At 73.5% G+C, this 20,844-nt stretch carries 18 protein-coding genes; 6 read left to right on the top strand and 12 right to left on the bottom strand.

Features of this window, described 5'->3' with window-relative positions; all coding sequences use genetic code 11:
* Positions 1 to 66: 66 nt before the first annotated feature.
* Positions 67 to 1,131, bottom strand: coding sequence for a DNA cytosine methyltransferase (locus L6E17_RS31135; RefSeq protein WP_236242452.1), 1,065 nt, complete (start codon positions 1,129 to 1,131; stop codon positions 67 to 69).
* Positions 1,132 to 1,250: 119 nt separating this feature from the next.
* Positions 1,251 to 2,300: a DNA cytosine methyltransferase gene (locus L6E17_RS21955; RefSeq protein WP_236242451.1), complete on the bottom strand. Its 1,050-nt coding sequence runs from the start codon at positions 2,298 to 2,300 to the stop codon at positions 1,251 to 1,253.
* Positions 2,301 to 3,259: 959 nt separating this feature from the next.
* Here L6E17_RS21955 and L6E17_RS21950 point away from each other — a divergent pair.
* Positions 3,260 to 3,442 carry a hypothetical protein gene (locus L6E17_RS21950; protein ID WP_236242450.1) on the top strand — a complete coding sequence of 61 codons (183 nt, stop codon included), beginning with the start codon at positions 3,260 to 3,262 and terminating at the stop codon, positions 3,440 to 3,442.
* Positions 3,443 to 3,466: 24 nt separating this feature from the next.
* On the opposite strand, the gene L6E17_RS21945 is transcribed toward L6E17_RS21950, so the two are convergent.
* The 6 genes from L6E17_RS21945 to L6E17_RS21920 all read right to left on the bottom strand — a co-directional run bounded on the left by L6E17_RS21945 (position 3,467) and on the right by L6E17_RS21920 (position 9,718).
* Positions 3,467 to 4,915, bottom strand: coding sequence for a cytochrome P450 (locus L6E17_RS21945; protein WP_236242449.1), 1,449 nt, complete (start codon positions 4,913 to 4,915; stop codon positions 3,467 to 3,469).
* Complete coding sequence (locus L6E17_RS21940) at positions 4,912 to 5,532, bottom strand: ATP/GTP-binding protein (protein WP_236242448.1); 621 nt, start codon at positions 5,530 to 5,532, stop codon at positions 4,912 to 4,914. The genes L6E17_RS21945 and L6E17_RS21940 overlap by 4 nt, the downstream gene beginning before the upstream one ends.
* Positions 5,513 to 5,869: a DUF742 domain-containing protein gene (locus tag L6E17_RS21935; protein WP_236242447.1), complete on the bottom strand. Its 357-nt coding sequence runs from the start codon at positions 5,867 to 5,869 to the stop codon at positions 5,513 to 5,515. The genes L6E17_RS21940 and L6E17_RS21935 overlap by 20 nt, the downstream gene beginning before the upstream one ends.
* The gene (locus L6E17_RS21930) at positions 5,866 to 6,273 is read right to left on the bottom strand and encodes a roadblock/LC7 domain-containing protein (RefSeq protein ID WP_371258630.1); all 408 of its coding nucleotides are present in this window, start codon (positions 6,271 to 6,273) and stop codon (positions 5,866 to 5,868) included. Before L6E17_RS21930 ends, L6E17_RS21935 begins: the two co-directional genes overlap by 4 nt.
* 2 nt (positions 6,274 to 6,275) lie before the next feature.
* The gene (locus L6E17_RS31130; protein ID WP_236242446.1) at positions 6,276 to 7,682 is read right to left on the bottom strand and encodes an ATP-binding protein; all 1,407 of its coding nucleotides are present in this window, start codon (positions 7,680 to 7,682) and stop codon (positions 6,276 to 6,278) included.
* A gap of 1,262 nt (positions 7,683 to 8,944) precedes the next feature.
* Positions 8,945 to 9,718: a VOC family protein gene (locus L6E17_RS21920; protein WP_236242445.1), complete on the bottom strand. Its 774-nt coding sequence runs from the start codon at positions 9,716 to 9,718 to the stop codon at positions 8,945 to 8,947.
* A gap of 226 nt (positions 9,719 to 9,944) precedes the next feature.
* Between L6E17_RS21920 and L6E17_RS21915 the strand changes: the two genes are divergently transcribed.
* Complete coding sequence (locus L6E17_RS21915; RefSeq protein WP_236242444.1) at positions 9,945 to 10,811, top strand: sulfurtransferase; 867 nt, start codon at positions 9,945 to 9,947, stop codon at positions 10,809 to 10,811.
* A gap of 253 nt (positions 10,812 to 11,064) precedes the next feature.
* On the opposite strand, the gene L6E17_RS21910 is transcribed toward L6E17_RS21915, so the two are convergent.
* Positions 11,065 to 11,658, bottom strand: a complete 594-nt coding sequence (locus tag L6E17_RS21910) for a TetR/AcrR family transcriptional regulator (protein WP_236242443.1) — start codon at positions 11,656 to 11,658, stop codon at positions 11,065 to 11,067.
* Positions 11,659 to 12,012: 354 nt separating this feature from the next.
* On the opposite strand from L6E17_RS21910, the gene L6E17_RS21905 reads away from it, so the two are divergent.
* Positions 12,013 to 13,311 (top strand): hypothetical protein, encoded by a 1,299-nt coding sequence (locus L6E17_RS21905; RefSeq protein WP_236242442.1) that lies wholly within the window; start codon positions 12,013 to 12,015, stop codon positions 13,309 to 13,311.
* Positions 13,312 to 13,476: 165 nt separating this feature from the next.
* On the opposite strand, the gene sepH is transcribed toward L6E17_RS21905, so the two are convergent.
* The gene (gene sepH / locus L6E17_RS21900; protein WP_236242441.1) at positions 13,477 to 14,541 is read right to left on the bottom strand and encodes a septation protein SepH; all 1,065 of its coding nucleotides are present in this window, start codon (positions 14,539 to 14,541) and stop codon (positions 13,477 to 13,479) included.
* 463 nt (positions 14,542 to 15,004) lie between these two features.
* Between sepH and L6E17_RS21895 the strand changes: the two genes are divergently transcribed.
* Complete coding sequence (locus L6E17_RS21895; protein ID WP_236242491.1) at positions 15,005 to 15,913, top strand: hypothetical protein; 909 nt, start codon at positions 15,005 to 15,007, stop codon at positions 15,911 to 15,913.
* A gap of 76 nt (positions 15,914 to 15,989) precedes the next feature.
* On the opposite strand, the gene L6E17_RS21890 is transcribed toward L6E17_RS21895, so the two are convergent.
* Positions 15,990 to 17,378 (bottom strand): D-arabinono-1,4-lactone oxidase, encoded by a 1,389-nt coding sequence (locus L6E17_RS21890; RefSeq protein WP_374109115.1) that lies wholly within the window; start codon positions 17,376 to 17,378, stop codon positions 15,990 to 15,992.
* Complete coding sequence (locus L6E17_RS21885; protein WP_236242439.1) at positions 17,320 to 18,666, bottom strand: MFS transporter; 1,347 nt, start codon at positions 18,664 to 18,666, stop codon at positions 17,320 to 17,322. The genes L6E17_RS21890 and L6E17_RS21885 overlap by 59 nt, the downstream gene beginning before the upstream one ends.
* A gap of 139 nt (positions 18,667 to 18,805) precedes the next feature.
* On the opposite strand from L6E17_RS21885, the gene L6E17_RS21880 reads away from it, so the two are divergent.
* Together L6E17_RS21880 and L6E17_RS21875 are read left to right on the top strand one after the other, a co-directional pair.
* Positions 18,806 to 19,957: a ferrochelatase gene (locus L6E17_RS21880; protein WP_236242438.1), complete on the top strand. Its 1,152-nt coding sequence runs from the start codon at positions 18,806 to 18,808 to the stop codon at positions 19,955 to 19,957.
* Between the two features lie 69 nt (positions 19,958 to 20,026).
* Positions 20,027 to 20,842: an inositol monophosphatase family protein gene (locus L6E17_RS21875; RefSeq protein WP_236242437.1), complete on the top strand. Its 816-nt coding sequence runs from the start codon at positions 20,027 to 20,029 to the stop codon at positions 20,840 to 20,842.
* Positions 20,843 to 20,844 lie beyond the last annotated feature (2 nt).

Below are 20,844 nucleotides of genomic sequence, written 5' to 3'. Positions count from 1 at the left end.
CGAGGCGGGGAGGGAGCCGGCTCACCTCCCCGCCTCGGCGGCCGGGCGTCCCGCTCGTCGAGTCGGTCAGAACCCGTCGTAGCCCAGGACGACCTTGCCATCGGCGCGCCGCGGCACATCGAGTGCTGCCGTGAGGATGTGGGCGGCAAGGAGCGGAGGGATGGCGTTGCCGATCTGCTGGGCGATGGCGTTCCCCTGCCAGGGGTACAAACGTGGGAACGTCTGGAGAAGCCCGGCCTCCTCGTTGCTGAAGCGGCCTTCGTGCACCACACCGTTCTTCACGGACACCACACGGTTGCGGGAGATTTTGCCCGTGACCGTGAACGCGGGTTCCTTGTCGGTGCGCCGGCCTCGTGCCTTGGGATCTCCACCAGTCCCGTAGTTGGAGATCACCGTGAAGTTCCCACGGTTGAGGGCCTGCCCCATGGAAACCCAGGGGGCGAGCGACGCCACCCCAGGAGCGACCCCCTTCCGGTAGCGCTGGTGCGTGGGTTCGGGCAATCGGGCCGAGACCGGGTTGTCCGGGCTCCGGTACCGGGCCACCAGGATCGCGCGTCGGCGTGTCTGCGGGACGCCGTACTCCTCGGTGTGGAGGACGCCGGGGTCGGCCACCGAATAACCGCGATCGCGCAGGACCTCGGCCATGCGCTTCCAGACGGGGAGCACCGCAGGCACTTGCTCGAGGACGATGGCCTCGTAGGGTCTTCCCCGGTCGAGCGCGGTGAGTGCCCAGCGCAGCGGCTCCAGGACGAGGCCGGTGCGTTCGTCGCCGTTGATCAGGGCCGCATCGGACCGGACGTCCTTGCCCATCGCCATGGCGTCGATCAGACCGAGAACCTCGTCGAGGGCCTGACGTCCGGCGCCGGTTCCCGCGACGGTGAACGACTGGCACGGCGGGCCACCCGTGAGGACATTGGCGTTCGGGAAGTCGTCCGGGTCGAAGTCGCGGACGTCGCCTTGTTCGGTTCGCATGTCGGGGCTGCCGGGCTTGAGGTCCTCCTCGAAGGCGCGACGCGTCGCGCATGCGTCGGCGTCCCACTCGATTCCGGTCACAGGGATGCCCAGACAGTGAGCCGCCACATCGAGCCCGCCGGGTCCGGCGAAGAGATCCACGATCTCGTAGCGGCTCACTGGCGCTCCTGTCGCTCACTTGCGGTATGCGGACCGAACCGGTGAACGGACAAGACGGAGCCCGCAAGACTCTGACCAGTATGTTTGTTCGCCGGCGGGCTCAAAGATTACCCGGTTGGTCAGCAGAGCGTGACCGGGTTCGGGGTGATCCCGTCGCGTGGACGAGGACGCCCGGTGCTCAGCGCGCCCCTGATGGACAATCCGAGGACGCGTCCCACGGGAGGCGGCGACGCATGACCTACCTGGCGGTAGCGGGCCGTCTTGCGGCCGGCGAAGGACCAGTCGTCAGGGAAACCCTGCAACCGCGCCGTCTGCTCGACGGTCAGCGGCACCATCCCCTTGATGCCGAGCGAGAGGTCCCACGGGAAATCGGGCCCCGGGACCCGGTCGGCGACGGTGCCGCCGTTCACGCGCATGCGCGCCCATGCACGTTTCGATCCGGTCGGCCCCAGATCGGCCCCGCCACGGTTCCAGGAACCTCCGACCAGGGTCGGGGCCACCCGGTCGGCCTGAGCAGCCCAGGCGGCGGCATGGGGCCACCCGCGCGTGGCCATGGAGGCACCCAGTGCCTCGCCCACGGTGAGCGGCGGCTCCGTGCCGGGCGTCGGTGTGACGAAGCCGTCGACGGCATCGTTCTTGAAGGCGACCAGGACACCCTGCTTCCGATCCTGGGGCACGCCGTGATCCATCGCGTTGAGGACGAACCACCGATGCCGGTACCCGAGGTGTTCGAGTTCGGTGGTGACGTACGTACGGATCGGTCCGTACGCGGGCTTGGAGACGAGATCGGGGACGTTCTCGATCAACAGGGCACGCGGCTGTACGCCGTGCATCAGCATGATGGTCGACTCGAGTATCCGGATCTCCTCGTCGCTGTCCTCACGGCCTGTAGCGGCGCTCGCCTTGACCCTGGGCAGACCGCCCGCCAGAAGATCCACGTCGTATGTCTCCTGGTGGTCCACAGGGTCGAAGTCCAGCAGGTCGGCCTCGACGACGTTCCACCCAGGGCGATTCAGGCGCAATGTCTCGCAGGCCACGGAACGGTTGTCCAGAAGCAGCACGGGGTCGAAACCGGCCTGCTCCAGGCCGAGCGCCAAGCCACCTGCGCCGGCGCAGACGACAAGGCAGCGGAGGCGTTCGAAGCCGGACTCTTCCATGATCACCTTCATGCTCGCTGGGAAACCGGGCCCAAGGGTGGGTTGGAGAGGCTACCCCGCCGGCACGCCGAGGATGATCCGAAGGGGGCGGAACGGACCACGGCCTTCTCGTGCACCCTGACGGAGTGCGCGAGTCGATCCGGGACACCTGCCGCATCATCTGCTCACGCGCGGCCGGCAGGGAGCGTTCCTGACGTGGGTGGGTGCCGGCAGGTCGGGACGAGCTCACGGAACAGGATGGGCCCTGCGGGGCCGCCGGGTTCTCCGGTGACCCGTCGACCGGTCCTTGCGGCAACTCCGTTGTCTTCAGCGCAGAGCGGGCCCACTGTGCCGGACGCGGCCCCCGCGCCACCGGTGTCTCACAAGGGGGGCCGCCACGCCTGCACCACCGTCCACCCCTCTCATCGCGCCACCCCCGACGACACCCTCCGGCAGCTCGGCGGCCACTGCGCGTCCGTCCCCCACCGACCGGGCCGCGAACGACTCTCGGCCCCGCACCACCCTGACCCTCCTTTCCGGCCCACGGCCGGCCGGTCATGTCGCTCTCGTTGCGGCATACGGCGCTGCCATCTTCAATCGGAATGCGGCAAGGGCGCCGGCTGACGGTGCGGAAACAGGACCCGGCAGCCTTCCCGCCGCGGACGACACGGCTGCCTGGTGGGACCAGGGGGCTCAAGGTGACGAGAAGCCGTGCCGGTGACCGGCTCAAGGACACGGTCGCGGCCCACATTCGGCCGACGAGCGCCGGGCAGCGGCGCCGTGCAGCGGCCCTCGCGGCCCGTATCCGCGCGGACCGGCCCACGGGCACGCCGCCGTGGTGGTCCCCGTGGAGGGAATCCTCTCCCGCACCCCGAGGGAGCTGCCCGCGCCCGAGGCCGCAGGCGCGGCCCGGCTGAGGGAGGTGGAGGCCCGCCTTGACACCCTCACCGCCGCCTTCCCGGCAGACGACATCGGGCGGGGCCGGCGCGCGTGTGGTCCAGGTCGTCTCCGGCGCGGTCGGCGCCGAGCTGTTCCACGTGCTGCACCGGCCGCCGACCCGGCAGGAGGACACCGCGCTGCCCTCCTACACGTGCGGGTGCGCGCACCCGCACTTCCTGGGGAACGCCCAGGGCCACGCGCCGGCCCGGGTCGGCGGCGACTGGCTCGGCGGCTGACCGCGCCAGGCCGTACGGCCCCGCCTACCGCCTCCGAAGGAACCGCGCCAGCCGCCCCCACAGCGAACGGCGCGGCACCGGGGCGGCCGGCACCGCGGCCGCGTGCACCGGCTGCTCCGGCGGCAGCGGTACGACGGTGCTCGGCGGGGGAGGGGCCGGCAGGGGGTCCATGTCCTCCTCCACGTACGGGGCCCGCGACGCGAACACCACGGGCAGCGCCGTCAGGTGCCGGGTCCACGTGGAGGAACGCCAGCCGAGCTGCTCCTCCGGGATGGACAGGTCGACATCGGGGAGCCGGGCCAGCAGCACGTCCACACCAGTGTGGGTGATGACGCGGGCGATGTCCTGACCGGGGCACTCGTGGGTCCCGGCGCTGAAGGACAGGTGCGCGCGGTTGTGGTGGACGCGCGCACCCGAGGCCGGGCGGATGGCCTGGTCGGCGTTGCCTGCGGCGAGGCCCAGCAGCAGCATGTCCCCCGCCTTGATGTCCTGACCGCCCAGGGACGTGTCCCCGGTCGCCCAGCGGCCGGGGCACACCATCAGCGGCGGCTCGTCCCAGAGCACCTGCTCCACCGCCTCCGGCAGGGTCATGTGGCCCCCTGCCAGAGTGCCGCGGAACCGCGGGTCGACGACGACCATGCGGAGCACGTTGGCCAGCAGGTTCGTGGTCGTCTCGTACCCGGCGAGCAGGATGAGGCGCAGGTGGTGCATCACCTCGTCGTCGGTGAGCCCGGCGGGGTGGGCCATCAGCACCGACGCGATGTCGTGGCCGGGCATGGCCCGTTTGGAGGTGACGAGCTGTTCGAGCGTCTTCAACAGGTTCGCGTTGTGCGTGAGGGCGTCCTCGGAGCCCTTGATCAGGTCCCGGCAGGCGTGCACGAGCTGCGGGCCGTACGCGTCCGGCATGCCGAGGAGCTGGGTCAGCACGAGCATCGGCAGGTGCTCGGCGAACTCGCTGACCAGCTCCGCGCTGCCCCGCTCGCAGAACCCGTCGACCAACTGGTGCGCGAAGCGCGCCGCGTGGCGGCGGATCCCGCGGTGGTCGAACTGGTCGAGGCTGGCCGTGACCGCGCGGCGCAGCCGCTGGTGCTCCTCCCCGTCGGCCGACACGCAGTCGGGGCGCCAGCCGATCAGCGGCACCAGCGGTGAGGTGGTCGGGTCGATCTCCCCGCTGTGCCACCCGTGCCAGTAGCGGGGGTCGCGGGAGAACTGGGTGGCGCGGGTGGCCACGTCCCGGTTCTCCAGGTACCCGAGGACGAGCCAGGCGCGCACGTCCCCGTCGAGCAGGACGGGCGCCACCGGGCCGTGGGCGGCCCGCAGGTTCTCGTACAGCCCCATCGGGTCGGACGCGGCGGTCGGTCCGTAGAGCCGTGTCACTCCGCCCGGACCGGTGTCGGAGTGGGCCGGGCAGCCCGGGGGCGGGGTGGCCCCCGGGGCGGCTGCGGCGGTGCGCTCGTGGGCGGGGACGGTCATGCGGACTCCTGGGCGGCGGCGAGGGTGCGCAGGTAGCCCATCAGCGAGAGCAGGGTGTCGCGGCTCGACGACCGGTCGCGTGCGTCACAGGAGACGATGGGCACCGAGTCGTTGAGGGCCAGGGCGGTGCGCAGGGCGGGGATCGGGTGCGCCGGGGCGTCGGGGAAGGCGTTGACGGCCACGACGAAGGGGACCCGGCGGTCCTCCAGCCGGGTGATGATGTCGAAGCAGACCTCGATCCGGCGGGTGTCGACGAGGACCACGGCACCGAGGGCCCCTTCGAAGATGCCGTTCCACAGGAACCAGAAGCGCTCCTGGCCCGGTGTGCCGAAGAGGTACAGGATCAGCTGCTCGTTGATGCTGATGCGGCCGAAGTCCATGGCCACGGTCGTGGTGTTCTTGGCCGTGACGCCGGGGTTGTGGTCGATCCCGACGCCGGCCTGCGTCATGGTCTCCTCGGTGGTCAGCGGCGGGATCTCGCTGACCGCGCCCACCATGGTCGTCTTGCCGACGCCGAAGCCGCCGACGACCACCACCTTGACCCCCTTGGCGCCGTAGGGCAGCAGCAGGTCGCCGCGCGGACCGGCGGCAGGGGCGTCAGAGCTTACGTAGTCCATGGATCACCGCCTCCAGAAGGCCGATTTCGGGAACCGCCGCGACAGGAACCGGAGCGGTGGCCTCGACGCGCTCGTCCTCGATGAGCTTGGCGACCAGCACCGTGACGACGCTGAAGGGCAGGCTGAGATGTGCGGACAACTCGGCCACCGACAGCGGGTAGTGGCACATGGTGAGGATCGCCGACTCCTCGGGCGGCATCCCCGACTGGGACGAGGACCGCGAGGTGATGAGGGTGACCAGGTCGAGGCTCCTGGCCGTGCTACCGCGAGCTCCGGAGATGAGGTAGAGCGGGACTGGAGCGGATTCATCCCAGGGACCCTGGTTCTCTAACGTCACATCGCCTGCCCGATGTCGTCCCGGGGCGGGCTGGTGATGTGCTGGCCGATGCGGTGCACGAGACGGCGCATGAACGTGCCCAGCAGGCCCACGTCCACCCGTTCGCCGGCCAGCACCGCGAGGTAGGCGCCGGGACCCGCCGCCATGAGGGCGAAGTACCCGCTGTCGACCTCGACGCCGACCAGGTGCACGGTGCCGTCGCCGTCGGGGAACTGCTGCGCGATGGCCTTGGACAGGCTCTGCATGCCCGAGCACGCGGCGGCGATGGCGTCGGCGGTGTCGGGGTCCGTGTTCGCTTGACCGATGCACAGGCCGTCCGCGGACAGTACGACCACGTGCCGCACGTACGGGACACTGGTCATGAGCTCTGTGAGCATCCAGTCGATGTTGGGCAGTGGCGGCACGGTTACTCACCCTTGTCTGATGGCTCGCTGATGTGGCTGTCGAGGTCTTCGTCGTACGAGGTCACGCCCTTGAACGCCTCCCACATCAGGCCCGGCGGCCGGCGCGGGCCGGACTTCTTCGACGGGGCGGGGGGAGTGGGGGAGGTGCAGACGATCGGTGTCTGGACGGGCGTGTGGCGCCGCCGCTGCGGCAGTCCGCTGGAGGTCTGCAGGCCCTCGGCGGAGTCCGGGACGCCGTCGGTGGCCGTCGCCGTCGCCGCCGCGGCGCCGGGCGGGAAGCGGTACTTCGCCATGCGCTCCCAGCGCCGGAAGTAGGCGGGGACCGTGGTGAGGATGTCCCGGGGCACGAGCACGACGGCCCGTACGCCTCCGTACGCCGACCTGCGCAGGTCGACGACGAGGTTGTTGTCCCGGGCCAGGCGGCTGATCACCGGCATGCCCAGCTGCGTCGTCTCGCCCAGCTTGGACAGGTCCAGCCGGCCGTCCAGCGCGTCCGCCATGATCCGCTCGATGCGCTCGCGGACCTCCTCGGTCAGCCCGACCCCGCGGTCCTCGATCTCGATCGCGACACCGGTGGGGACCTCGCTCGCGCTCACCAGCACGGGGGACGAGGGCGGCGAGAACGTGGTGGCGTTGTCGAGCAGTTCGGCGAGGAGGTGCATCAGCGGCTCCGCACCGCGGCCGAGCACGCCCACCTCGACGACCGACTGGAGCTGCACGCGGGGGAAGTCCACGATGCGGGACATGCCGCCGCGGATGACGTCGTAGAGCGCGATCGGCTTCTGCCACTGGCGCCCGGGCCGGGAGTCGCCCAGCACCGCGATGCTCGCGGCGAGGCGGCCGACCAGCGCGTTGCGGTGGTCCACGCTCTGCAGGCTCTCCGCGAGCACGACATCGGTGCCGTGCACCATCTGCATGTCGTGCAGGTCCTTGCCGAGCTGGTGCACGATCGCCTGCACCCGGCGGGCGATCGCCACCAGGGCCCGCTGCGAGGAGTCCCTGGTCAGCTCCTCCATCTCCGCGGCTTCCAGCAGCCTGCGCAGCGCGGTCCTGAGCGCCCCCGCGAACTGCGGGTCGAGGTGGTCGCCGAAGTCGGTGGCGAGCACGATCTCCGACGCGGGCGTGTTCTTCCGCAGCCGCTTGAGCGCCACGGGCAGCATGTCCTCGGCCAGCCACAGCACGGCGGCGTGCTGGTCCGCCAGCCGCTTGTGCAGTGCGGCCTCGCGCCGGGCGTGGTGCTGCTCCAGGGCCGCCTTGCCGCGGGTGTGGCGGGTCGCCTCCGCCGCGCGCTCCCTGCGCGTGGCCACCGCCGAGGCCGCGGCTGCCAGCGCGGTCGCGGCGAGGCCGCACCAGGCCACCGTCGGGCGTATCTCGGCGGGGACCAGGAACAGCGCTATGCCGCAGGCCACGGCCAGGACGCCAGGGGGGATGAGCCATGCCGGAGCCCCTGCGCGGGGCAGGGCTCCAGCAGGTGAATCTGCACCAACCATCGAGGGTCCCCAAACAGTCTGCGATCAAAGGGCTGAGTGCTGCGGTACGCCGACAGGGGCGGCCCGGGCCTCACCCGGCCGGGCACGCGTGTTCCGGTGGCAGCACCCGATGAGCCCGGGCCCCGCCCGGGCACCCCACAGCGGCTGGTTACTCGCTGTGAGAGCAGCGCAACGCACGACGGAGCATAGACAGTTCGCGTACGCCGCGTGACCGCCTCAGAACGAGATCCAGCCCTTGACCGAGCTGGACTCATTCGCGACCGATCGTGATCGGGTGTCGGGCTGCATATGCCAGCAGTTGACCGCTCGCTCGCGCACCCGAATACCAGTCCGCTCGGCCCCCGTCACAACGACACGCGGCACGCAGGCGAACAGCACGTCGGGGCGCGGGCGTGCGGGCGCACGGGGGCGGGCGCGACTCAGGCGGGGTACGCGGGCGTGCGCAGCAGCGGGCGGGACACCTGGCGCCGGGCAGGCACGCGGCGGCACGCGCGCGTGCAGGACGGCGTGTCCCGCACGGAGGCGGCGGCACCCGCCTGCACGACGGCCCGGTGACCGCACGGTCCTACGCGCGCGCCAGACGGGGACACGCTCACGACGGCGCGACGGCGCGGAGGTACCGGCCGCAGCGGTCCCTGTGCCCGCGGGCGGGGGCCGGCGGTACAGGGGGCTGCGCCCCGCCCGCGGGCAGAAGGGCGTATGACTCGAAGGACGACGCACCGGTAAGCCGTCAGACCGTCAGACCGTCAGTCAGCTCGGCGGATGCGGTCGGTCGGCGGAAGGGCCGGCCGACAGACGGTCTGACGGCAGCACGCCGACCCGGGGCCCCGTGGCAGCGACTGACGCCCGGATCGCGGACGGCGGCGGCGCGCTGCGGCGGCCCGCGCCCGGTGGCGGCCGGGTCGGCCGGGTCGGCCGGTCGATGCGACCGCGGTCGGCGGCCGCTGCACAGTCGCTCGTGGGCGGTGGCCGGTGGGTTCCCGTCGGCGGGGCCGGGACCCGGGTGGCCCCGAGCGCCCGGACGGGCCTGGGCCGTCTGCGACGGCCTGAGGCGGAGCCGCTGCGGCTCCCGGGAAGCCGGGGAGGCCCGAGCGGGGCTCCCCTGTGCCACCGGTGCGCACGTGCCGCTCTCGCGGCCCGCGACCGCCGGGGCCGTGGGTCAGCGGTCAGCGGTCAGCGGGTCAGCGCCCGGCCGACCGTACGATCGTGAAGACCGCGCCCTCCGGGTCCGCCACCGTCGCCCGCCGCCCCGCCGGGTCCGCGTGCGGCGGTTCCAGCACCCGGCCGCCCAGCGCCTCCACCGTCGCCGCCGAAGCGTCGGGGTCGGCGACCTCGAACCAGGTCATCCAGTGCGCGCCCCGGTCGCGGGGCAGGGCGGAGCCGAGCCCGTGGAGGGAGGCCACCGGCCGTCCGCCCGCCCGCAGCGTCACCAGGTCGCGCCCGCCGGGCTCGGCCCGTTCCAGGTCGTATCCGAAGACGGTCCCGTAGAACTTCGCGACCGACTCCGTCTCGTGGGTGAGCAGCTCGTTCCACACCGGCGTGCCGGGCGTGCCCGCGGGGGGCGCGTCCGGGCGCGCGGCGGCCTGCCATACCCCGAACACCCCGCCGGTCGGGTCGGAGCAGATCACGATGCGCCCCGCCTCGCCCGCGTCGAGCGGCCCCACGGCGACCGTGCCGCCGCTGCAGTGGATCGATTCGGCGGTCTCGTCGGCGTCGTCCGACGCCAGGTACGGGGTCCAGGCGATCGGCAGGTCGCGGTCGGCTGGGAGCTGACGGATGCCGGCCACCTCCCGGCCGTCGAGCAGACCGCGCACGTACGGGCCGAGCTGCTGCGGCCCGGGCGCGAAGTCCCAGCCGAACAGCTCCCCGTAGAACTCCTTCGTCGCGTCAAGGCCGTGCACCATCAAACTCACCCAGCAGGGGGTGCCCGGACTGCGCCGAGTCGCCTCGGTCATCGTCACACTCTCCTCGGACCATCGTCGTGGCCGTACGGGGGGACCGGGGGGAAACGCCGTGGTGGCGGCCGTTCCACGCCCCGTCAGATGCTCGCACCGCAGGTCGCACGGTGCGCCCCGGTCGCGCCGCGGATTGGCGCGATCCGGCAGGAGGATGCCCGAATTCTCGTGGACCATCCTTCCCGCGGGGTCCCGACGCGCCCGGACTCTGCGCGAGGATGGCGGCATGAACGCCAACGCGCACCCCACCGCAGGCCGCCCGCACCCCCTGGTGCCGCCGGAGGACCTGGCGGCCGAACTCGGCACGGCCGGGGCCAGGCCGCCCGTCCTTTTGGACGTCCGCTACGAGCTGGGCGGCCCGCCCGGACGCCCCGCGTACGAGGCGGGGCACCTTCCGGGTGCCGTGTACGTGGACCTCGACGAGGTCCTGGCCGGCCCGCCGGGAGCCGGCGGCCGCCATCCGCTGCCGGACCCGGAGGCCTTCGGTGCGGCGATGCGCGCGGCCGGGGTCTCGGCGGACTCGCCGGTGGTCGCGTACGACGGCGGGCAGGGCTGGGCCTCGGCGCGGGCCTGGTGGCTGCTGCGCTGGACCGGCCACCGGGACGTCCGCGTCCTGGACGGCGGCCTGGCGGCGTGGCGCGGCCCGCTGTCGACGGACGTCCCGCAGCCCGTGCCGGGCGACTTCCGGCCGGCTCCGGGAGCGCTGCCGCTGCTGGACGCGGTGGGTGCCGCCGAGGTGGCGAGGTCCGGACTGCTGCTGGACGCGCGGGCGGAGGAGCGGTACCGGGGCGAGGTCGAGCCCATCGACCCGGTGGCCGGGCACATCCCGGGGGCGGTGTCGGCCCCGACCACCCGGAACGTCGGCCCGGACGGGCGCTTCCTGGCACGGGAGGCGCTGGTGCGGCGCTTCAAGGAACTGGGCGCGCTGGACGCCCCGCGGGTCGGCGTCTACTGCGGGTCCGGGGTCTCGGGCGCCCACGAGGTGCTGGCCCTGGAGGTCGCGGGGATCACGGCGGCCCTCTACGCGGGCTCCTGGTCCGAGTGGTGCCAGGACCCCGCCCGCCCGGTGGCCACCGGGCCCGAGCCCGGCTGAGTCTGCCCCCCGATTCCGGCGTGCCGCGGACCGAGGGCGGCGCCCAGGGCAGGTGATCGCCCTGCCTCCGCCCCCCGCCTCCGCCCCCCGCCCCTGCTCCCGCTGCGCGCCCGCCGTCGTGCCGCGGCGGCAGCCCGGCACGGTACCGGGAGGCGGCGGTGCTGCTCCGCTTCCTCGACGGGCACGGCGCCCCGTAGGGCCGGGCAGGCCGCCTGGTCCCGAGTGGGCGGGACGGATCGGGCCGGGCCGCAGCCTAACTCCGGCTGACGGAGCGCCAGATGTGTTCCGGCAGGACGCGGGCGGCCTCCTCCAGGTCGATGTCGCCCAGGGTGAGCCAGCGGCGCACGGCGCCCACGACCGGGCCCATGACGAGGGACTCGATCATGGGGGCGGGCAGCTCGGCGAGTTCACCGGTTTCCTGGTGCGCGCGGATCCAGAGGGCGATGGGCGTCAGCCGGGCCTCCTGGGAGGCGCGGATCCGGTCCCCGTGCGTCATCCCCTCGCGGTCGGCGGCCACGGAGTGCATGAGGCGGGCCTCCTCCGGATGCCCTCGCACGAAGTCCAGATAGGCGGTGACCACGGCCTCGACGCCTGTGCGGGCGTCGGTCGCCTGCGTCACCGCGGCGGCGAGCTCGACCAGGAGGCGGTCCACCAGACGCAGCGCGAGGGCGCCGATCACACCGTCGAGACTGCCGAAGTGGTGGTAGATGCTCCCTGAGCTGACCCCGCTGGCCCTGGTGATGTTTGCGAGGGTCAGACCGTCTTCGCCGGCCGAGGTGTAGATGCGCATCGCCGCATCCAGCACCTGATCGATCGTGGCCGCGCCACGCTGCTGCTTGGGGCTCATCGCCAGAGGCTTCCTCGGTCCGGGCGTGTCGGGTCCCCCTGGACCTGACCGGGACCAGCCTAGATCATCTGTATGGAAATCTTTTCTAGAAAGTACTCCAATTCCTCGGCCGCGGCCCTCACACTGGACTCCGCGCCCGGCCCGAACCCGACTGCCCGCGAGCGCGACTGCCCGCGCGCGGTTGCTCGGCGCCGGGTCGACCAGCCGAGGGAGATGCCATGACCGAGCCGAGTCCCCGTCAGCAGCCGCCGCCAGGCGCGCCGATCGTTCCGCCTCCCCCCCGGCCACCCGCCGGCGCCCGCCCCCCGCCCGGAAGGGCGGCGGTTACGCCTGCCGAGCGGACGCCGGCGCGTAGTGGCGCTCAGTGCGATCACGGCCCTGGCCCTGGCGCTCGTGGCGGGACTGCTGGTCTGGGGCGGCCTCTCCACCGGGCCCGGCGCGCTGACGGCGCGGCGGGACCTGACGTACCTGAAGCCGTTCGAGGAGGCCGTCGCCGACCTGCGGGAGGCGCCCGGGTTGCGCTACCGGGACACGGCGACCGCCGGGATCACGGAGCGGGACATCACCGTCACGGCTTCCGGGAGCCAGTTCGGCCGGACGGGTTCCGGCGTCAGGCGCCACGACCAGGACGTCCTGCGCGTCGGGGGCAGGGAGTTCACGCGCTGGCGGGTGGACCCGGCTCCCGGCCGTCCCACCGAGGGCGGCAAGCCCGCCGCGGAGAAGCCCGGCGCCTGGACGGTGGGGAGTCACGGAGCCTCCGTCATCCTGGAGGAGGTCCTCGACAACCGGCCTCCGCCGGCGCGGCTCGCCGCCCTGCTGTCCCAGGCGCTGGCCGAGCAGGCCGACTCACGACGGGAGCCCGGTGAGGCGCGGCGCGGCCTCACCGTGAACGGGACGCCCGCACGCGCTCTCGACACCTCGGCAGGCCGCCTCCTCATCACCCAGCGCACCCCGCACCGGGTCCTGCGCCTGCAGCCGTACGACCTGTCCGAGAGGGCGGACGCCCTGCGGGACGGCGAGACGCCGACCGACATCCCCCAGGTGACCATCGGTCCTCTCGCGGGACACTCCTCCGAGGGCCTCGACCTGACCGTCATCGACAAAGATGCCGTCGACGCGATGTTCGACACCCTGCTGGAGTACACCAAACAGCTCAAGGACGCGACCGACCAGGGCATCAGCTTCCAGCTCGACGGCTCGGGCGACGTGAAGTGCGGCCCGGGGGGATGCACCGCGACCCAGAAGTTCCGGGGCAGGGTCACCACCCGGGCGAAGGCCCGCATCACCGGCGGCACGGTCACTGCTGTCATGGACGCGGCCTTCACCATCGGCGACCGGCCGGCGGGCCGGTGCACCAGTCGCCGCGGCACCTTCGCGCTCGCCGGCAGCACCGTCTCGGGCACGCTCACCTGCTCCGAACCGGCTGCGGGCCCCGTCTACACATCCGTCGCCGCGCAACGGAAGGCCGACGCGCTGGCCCGGTCCCGTGCCACCGGCCGGCCCGTCCGCTACAGCATCCCCTTCCGCGCCACCACGCTCGTCGACGCCCGCGCTCTCGCCGCGGTCGAGGTCAAACGGCTCGTCGAACGCGTGGAGCGGGAGCGCGCCGCGGTGGCGCGGGCGGCCTCGGGCCGGGGCGCGTCGGCGTCGTAGATCTCCGACTGCTGAAGGCGGTACGGCGGCGCCGGCGGATCCAGCCGGTGGACAGGCGGGTGTTTCCGCGGAGGGAGTGCCGGGTGGGGCGGCGGCAAGCCCCGGCCCGGCCGGGCGCGGCCTTCCCGCCGCCTACTCCTGCTTCTTCCTCCGGGTACCGACCGCCTACTCCTGCTTCTTCCTCCGGGTACCGAAGACGATCTCGTCCCAGCTCGGCACTGCCGCGCGCCGTCCCGGACGCACACCGTCCGCCTCCGCCTGACGGTCCGTCGTACCGACCAGCCGGTCCCGGTGCCCGCTCACCGTGCGGGGCATCAGCACGTCCGCGTAGGCCGCTCCCGCCCCGGCCGAGGCGGCCGACGCCGGACGCTCCTCGACGGCGTCCTCCGTGTCCTCCTCCGCGTCGGCCGACGCGTCCGCGGAGGGCCGCTCGGGCACGACGAGGTCGCCCCGGAAGCTCGGCACGGCCTCCAACAGGCTGGTGAGCGAGTCGCGTTCGGACTCGGCGTCCTCGTCGGCGCTGCCGGGCGCCGGCCGGTCTGCCGCCCGCTCCAGGGGCCGTTCCCGCGGCAGCCGCGCGATACGGGGGACGAACGGGCCGCTCGGCTCCTGGACGGACACCGTGTCGTCGGCCTCGCCGATCAGGGCGCGCGCCTCGGCGTCCACGGCCTGCACGAGGCGCCGCGGCGCGTCGTACGTCCAGCTCGCCGAATGCACCTCGCCGGCCACGCGGTAGACCAGCAGCACCTCCCAGGTGCCGTCGTCGCGGCGCCAGGAGTCCCAGGTGACGGTGTCCTTCTCGGCGCCGCGCAGCAGCAGCCGCTCCTGCACCGCCTCGCCGAGCTGGGGTCCGGTGTTCTCACCCGGCCTGCGCACGGGGGTCTTGCGGGCCCGCTCCGCCATGAAGGCGCGCTCCGCGAGCACGGGGCCCTCGAAGCGGCGCACCCGCTCGACGGGGATGCCCGCGAGCTGGGCGACCTCCTCGGCGGTCGCACCGGCACGTATCCGCGCCTGGATGTCCCGGGGGCGCAGGTGGCTCTCCACCTCGATCTCGATCTGCCCGAGGCGGGGACGGTCGTTACGGACGGCGGCGCGGAGCCGTTCATCAATCGGAAGCGTGTACTCCGTGTTGTCCGCACCCTTCAGCACCAGTCGTGTGCCGTCGTTGGAGACGGCCACGACACGCAGTTCGGGCATGGGGACCTCCCGGGTGGTGCCTGCCGACGTCACGTGCGTCGCTGCTTCCGCTAGTCGAGTGTGGCCTGCCCGGGTGCAGCCTGCCACAACCTTGCCGAGTTGCCCGGCGTGTCGGGCGTGGGCCCTGGTGCGCCGCGTGGCACGGTTGCCTGTTTCACCACAGAGCGTAACTGATCGATCACGCTACGTGGCAGGCCTCCGTGCGTTGCCGTGGCGCCGCCGGATCGAGTGCCATTTCCGGCCCCTCCCGTTGATCCCGGGCACCCGTAAGAGACCGATGCCCAGGGTTCGCCACAGTACTCCATTCGGGCCACCTCAGTGGACCGGCGCGCCGTCGGAGTCTCCGTCAGGCGGCGTGGCCACGTGGTTTCCGGTGGCGCCGCAGCGTGGCCTCGTTCACAGAACTGGCCGAAAGGGAACTATCCGGTTGGCGCACAAGTCCCTTCACAGAACAAGACGGGATGATCGTAAGTCAGAGCTGAGGAGGTATCAGAAGGTGGGCAAGCCGGAGTACGGCGCGGAAGGGGGCGAAGAGACGGAGAAGGAGGAAAAGCGGTTCGACCTGACTGGTTCCCAGGTCGCGGCCAGTGCCGTCGCGGCCGTGCTGGCCGCCACTCTCGCCTCCCGACTCGGCGTCTACGGCACTGTCGTGGGCGCGGGTGTGATCAGTGTCATCGCCACGTGCGGCGGCCCGCTCCTCCAGCACCTCTTCAGCCGCACCGGCGAGAAGGTCCGCGGCGCCACCACCCGCACAGCCCGTCCCGCCGGTGCGCCCCGGCCCGCCGCCGCACCCGCCGCCCGCCCGCCCGCCGGCGCGGGCTGCGGCGACCCCACCACGTACGCCACCACGTACGCGACCGGGGCACGCGGGCGGCGGCGGTCCGTCCTCGCCGCGGTCCTCGTCTTCGCCGTGGCCATGACCGGCATCACCGCGTACGAGCTGGTCTCCGGTCAGAACCTCAGCGGAGGGAAGGGGGCCACGACGTTCGGTGCGGTCGTCGGCGGGGGACGGCGGCGGACGGTTCGGGGGACGGCGGCGCGGGCACCGGCCGGGTCGCGGAGCCCGACCGCGCACCGGACGGCGCCTCCCAGGACGGGCGGCCCGGCAAGGGCGGCAGTGCCTCACCGCCCGGCACCCCGGACCCGTCGCCGGGGCCACCGACCGGCCGGGATCCCCGCCGGACGGCCTGCCTTCCTCCGCGCCGGGTCCGTCCGCCCCCGGACCGTCCACGCCGGAACCGTCCGCCCCCGGGCTGTCCACGCCGGAACCGTCCGCTCCCGGGCCGTCCCCGTCCGGGTCCGCGGCGGAACCGCCCGCCACGGGACCGGAGTCCGGCGGCACCGACCCGGCCGCACCCGGCGCCCCGGGAAGCGGCGGGGGCAGGAGTCCGGCCCCGCGGACTGACCGCCCCGCCCCGTCACCGACGAACCGCGCCGCCCCGCGGCACGGCGGCCCCGGGAGCCGCGCGGACCGCCCGCCGTCACTCACCCAGCACCCGCCGCAGGTAGTCGTTGCCGAACAGCCGGTCCGGGTCGAGCCGGTCGCGCAGCGACGTGAACTCCCGGAACCGCGGGTAGACGCCCTCCAGGTACGCGGCGTCCCGCGTGTGCAGCTTGCCCCAGTGCGGGCGGCCGCCGTGCCCCGTCAGGATCCGCTCGGCCGCCGTGAAGTACCCGCGGTACGGGGTCCCCCGGTACATGTGGACCGCTATGTACGCGCTGTCCCGGCCCGAAGCGGTGGACAGCGCGATGTCGTCCGCCGGAGCCGTCCGCACCTCCACCGGGAAGCTGATCCGCAGCGGCGAGCGCTCCACCATCGCCTTGAGCTCGCGCAGCGCCGCCACCGCCGCCTCACGCGGCACGGCGTACTCCATCTCCACGAACCGCACCCGCCGCGGGCTGGTGAAGACCTTGTACGGGATGTCGGTGTACGTACGGGCCGACAGCGCCCGGCTGGACACGCGGGCGATCGCCGGCACCGCCGCGGGCACGGCCCGGCCCACCGAGTTCGCCACCTGGAACACGCCGTTGGACAGGAACTCGTCCGCGAACCAGCCGCTCAGCCGGCCCGGCGGATCCACCGGCCCGTGGCTGCGGTTGTTCCGCTTGGTGCTGCAGTTCCCGGTGTGCGGGAACCAGTAGAACTCGAAGTGCTCGTTCTCCGCGTGCAGGGCGTCGAACTCCGCCGCCACCCGGTCGAAGCTCATCGGCTCCTCCCGCGCGGTCAGCAGGAACAGCGGCTCCACCGCGAACGTGATCGCCGAGACCACGCCCAGGGCGCCGAGCCCGATCCGGGCCGCCGCGAAGACCGCGCGCTCCTCCTCGGTGCCCCGCGGCGAGCAGGTCATCACCCGCCCGTCCGCCGTCACCAGCTCCAGCTCGCGGATCTGCGCCGCGATCGACGCGGAGTCGCGCCCTGTGCCGTGGGTGCCGGTGCTGACGGCCCCCGCGACCGTCTGCTCCATGATGTCGCCCATGTTCGTGAGCGACAGGCCCTCCCGGGCCAGCGCCGCGTTCAGCCGCTTCAGCGGCGTACCCGACTCGACGGTGACGGTCATGGCGGAACGGTCGATCCGCCGGATGCCGGTCAGCAGGTCGGGCCGGACCAGCAGCCCGTCCGTGGCCGCGATCGAGGTGAACGAGTGGCCCGTGCCGACCGTCTTGACGCGCAACCCGTCCGCGGCCGCGCCCCGCACCTCCGCCGCCAGCTCCTCCACGGACGCGGGCCGCGCCACGCGGGCGGGGCGCACCGACACGTTGCCCGCCCAGTTCCGCCACGTACCGGGAGGGGCATCAGGTCCTCCCGGGCGGTCAGCACCGCTCGGGCGCCCCGGTCGGCTCCGGCCGGTCGACCCCGTCAGCCCCGCCAGTCCCAGCGCCCCCGGCAACCCCGTCAGCCCCAGCCGGCTGCTCCACGCGCCCGATGCTCTCCCGCCGCTCCTGCTGCTCACGCTGCCCCTCCCGTATCGGCACCGGCCTGCGCAGCCGGCGGTACCCGAGGAACGCCACCGCCGCCGCCAGCACCCCGGCCAGGCCGGGCACCGCGTACGCCGCCGCCGCTCCGTGCGCGTCGACCGCCCAGCCGGCCACGGAGGAACCCGCCGACACACCGACCGCGAGCCCGGTGGTCGTCCAGGACATGCCCTCGGTGAGCTTGCCGCGCGGTACGTGCGCCTCGACGAGGGCCATGGTGGTCACCATCGTGGGCGCGATGGCAAGACCCGCAACGAAGAGCGCCACGGCCAGCAGCGGCAGGGAGCCGGCCAGTTGGAGGGGGATCATACTCACGGCCATCGCGCAGACACCCACCGCCCAGCGCCGCGCCGGATCGCCCTTCAGGTGCAGCACGCCGAACACCACGCCGGCCAGGCAGGAACCCAGCGCGTACACCGCCAGCACCAGACTGGACGCGGCCTTGCTGCCCTGCTCCTCGGCGAACGCCACCGTCACGACGTCGACCGCGCCGAAGACCGCCCCCGTGGCCACGAACGCGGCGACGAGCACCTGGAGGCCCGGCGAGCGCAGCGCACTGGACTGCCGGCGCTCGTCCTTCCCGACCGGGTGCGGCGCGGGCTCGGTGTCCCGCTGGGCCGTCAGCCACCACACGCCCACTAGCAGGAACACCCCGGCCAGCAGCGGCCCCGCCTCCGGGAACCACATCGTGGACAGGCCGATGGACACCGGCGGCCCCAGGATGAAGCAGACCTCGTCGATGACCGACTCCACCGAGTAGGCGGTGTGCAGCTGCTGCGGCCTGCCCCGGTAGATCTCCGCCCACCGGGCCCGGGTCATCGCGCCGACACTGGGCACGCACCCCGCCCCCGCGGCGCACAGGAACAGCGTCCAGTCCGGCAGCCCCTGCCGCGCCGCCAGCAGCAGGGCACCCACCGCCGCCACCGCCACCAGCGTGGCCGGCCGCATCACCCGCCGCTGCCCGTGCCGGTCGACCAGCCGCGAGATCTGCGGGCCCAGCACCGCAGCCGACAGCGCCACCGTCGCGGTCAGCGCCCCCGCCAGTCCGTAGCGGCCGGTCAGCTCGGAGACCATGGTCAGGATGCCGACACCGGTCATGGCCAGCGGCATGCGGCCGAGGAAGCCGGCGACCGAGAACCTCAGCGTGCCGGGCGCGGCGAAGACCGCGCGGTAGGGACTGGGCAAGGAGCACTCCGAACGGAGAACACGTGAGGCACGAACGGCGCACGTAAGGCGTATGGACAGCCTTGACAGATTACGGCCGAACGGCTGACGGCGCACGGTGGTTTCCCGGCCGCCGACGGCGGGTGGCAGGATCGTCCCCATGTCCGATCAGCGTGTGCCCGCCCAGTCAGACCGGTCCGACCCCGCTCCCTACGACGCCCTGCTCCTGCTCTCGTTCGGTGGCCCCGAGGGCCCCGACGACGTCGTGCCCTTCCTGGAGAACGTGACCCGCGGCCGGGGCATCCCGAAGGAGCGCCTGAAGGAAGTCGGGCAGCACTACTTCATGTTCGGCGGCGTCAGCCCCATCAACGACCAGTGCCGGGCCCTGCTCGCCGCCCTCCGCGAGGACTTCGCGGCAGCCGGCCTCGACCTGCCGCTCTACTGGGGCAACCGCAACTGGACGCCGTACCTGACGGACACGCTCCGCGAGATGGTGCGCGACGGGCGGCGCCGCATCGCTGTCCTCGCCACCAGCGCGTACGCCTCGTACTCGGGCTGCCGCCAGTACCGCGAGAACCTCGCGGACGCCCTGGCCGCCCTCGAAGCGGAGGGCCTCGCGCTGCCGCGGGTCGACAAGCTCCGGCACTACTTCAACCACCCCGGCTTCCTGGAGCCGGTGATCGACGGCGTCCTCGCCTCCCTCGCCGAACTGGACGACTCCGTCCGCGCCGGCGCCCACCTCGCCTTCACCACGCACTCCATCCCCGACGCCGCCGCCGACGCCTCCGGGCCCGTCGAGGACCACGGGGACGGCGGGGCGTACGTGAAGCAGCACCTGGACGCGGCCCGGATCGTCGCCGACGCCGTCCGCGAGCGCACCGGCACCGACCACCCCTGGCAGCTCGTCTACCAGTCCCGCAGCGGCGCCCCGCACATCCCCTGGCTGGAGCCGGACATCTGCGACCACCTGGAAGACCTCCGCAAGGCGGGGGCGCCGGCCGTCGTCATGGTCCCGATCGGCTTCGTCTCCGACCACATGGAGGTCCTGTACGACCTCGACACGGAGGCCGCCGCCAAGGCCGCCGAGCTGGGCCTGCCGGTCCGCAGGTCCGCCACCGTGGGCGCCGACCCGCGGTTCGCCGCCGCCGTGCGGGAACTGCTGCTGGAGCGGGCGGCGAGCGAGCGGGGCGCCGCCGTGGAGCGCTGCGCCCTGGGCGCGCTCGGCCCGTCCCACGACGTGTGCCCGGTCGGCTGCTGCCCGGCCCGCAGCGAGCGCCCCGCCGCCGCGGGCGCCGACAGCCCGTACGCCTGACGCGGACGGGCCGGGACCGGAACCGGCCCCGCCCCCCGCAGGCCCCGTACGCCCTCATGAGGAGAACCCGTGTCCGATCCGCAGTACGACGACCAGCTCCTGGACGACCTCCTCGGCGTCGCCCTGGAAGCCGCCCGCAGGGCCGGCGCGCTGCTGCGCGACGGCCGCCCCGCCGACCTGGGCGTCGCCGCGACCAAGTCGAGCCCCATCGACGTCGTCACCGAGATGGACATCGCCGCCGAGAAACTGATCAGCGGCTACCTCGCCGAGCACCGCCCCGACGACGGGATCCTCGGCGAGGAGGGCGGCGCCACCGAGGGCAGCAGCGGCATCCGGTGGGTCGTCGACCCGCTGGACGGCACGGTGAACTACCTGTATGGCCTGCCGACCTGGGCGGTGTCCATCGCCGCGGAACGGGACGGGGAGACCCTCGTCGGGGTCGTGGAGGCCCCGCTGCGGGGCGAGACCTTCCACGCCGTACGGGGCCGCGGGGCGTTCCTGGGGGAGCGGCGGCTGAGCTGCCGCCCCGCCGCGCCGCTCGACCAGGCCCTGGTGTCGACCGGCTTCAACTACGTCGCCGAGGTCCGCACCCACCAGGCCGAGATCGCCCACCGGCTGATCCCCCGGCTGCGGGACATCCGCCGCGGCGGCTCCGCCGCGATCGACCTCGCCGATGTCGCCGCCGGCCGCCTGGACGGCTACTACGAGCGGGGCCTCAGCCCCTGGGACCTCGCGGCCGGCGACCTGATCGCCCGCGAGGCGGGCGCCCTCACCGGCGGCCGTCCCGGCAGCAGGCCCTCCCGCGAGCTGACCGTCGCCGCCGGCCCCGGCGTCTTCGAACCGCTGCAGGCGCTGCTGGAGGAGTTCGGCGCCTGGCACGACTGACC

The sequence above is a fragment of the Streptomyces sp. CC228A genome (assembly GCF_021390935.1).
Classification (GTDB): Bacteria; Actinomycetota; Actinomycetes; order Streptomycetales; family Streptomycetaceae; genus Streptomyces.
This window is presented reverse-complemented; position numbering and strand designations above follow the sequence as displayed.

Coding starts and splice junctions, on each gene's coding strand:
- L6E17_RS21915 (WP_236242444.1), top strand. CDS start 9,945: ATGAACGCCAACGCGCACCCCACCGCAGGCCGCCCGCACCCCCTGGTG.
- L6E17_RS21955 (WP_236242451.1), bottom strand. CDS start 2,300: ATGAAGGTGATCATGGAAGAGTCCGGCTTCGAACGCCTCCGCTGCCTT.
- L6E17_RS21910 (WP_236242443.1), bottom strand. CDS start 11,658: ATGAGCCCCAAGCAGCAGCGTGGCGCGGCCACGATCGATCAGGTGCTG.
- L6E17_RS21920 (WP_236242445.1), bottom strand. CDS start 9,718: ATGACCGAGGCGACTCGGCGCAGTCCGGGCACCCCCTGCTGGGTGAGT.
- L6E17_RS21945 (WP_236242449.1), bottom strand. CDS start 4,915: ATGACCGTCCCCGCCCACGAGCGCACCGCCGCAGCCGCCCCGGGGGCC.
- L6E17_RS21940 (WP_236242448.1), bottom strand. CDS start 5,532: ATGGACTACGTAAGCTCTGACGCCCCTGCCGCCGGTCCGCGCGGCGAC.
- L6E17_RS21880 (WP_236242438.1), top strand. CDS start 18,806: ATGTCCGATCAGCGTGTGCCCGCCCAGTCAGACCGGTCCGACCCCGCT.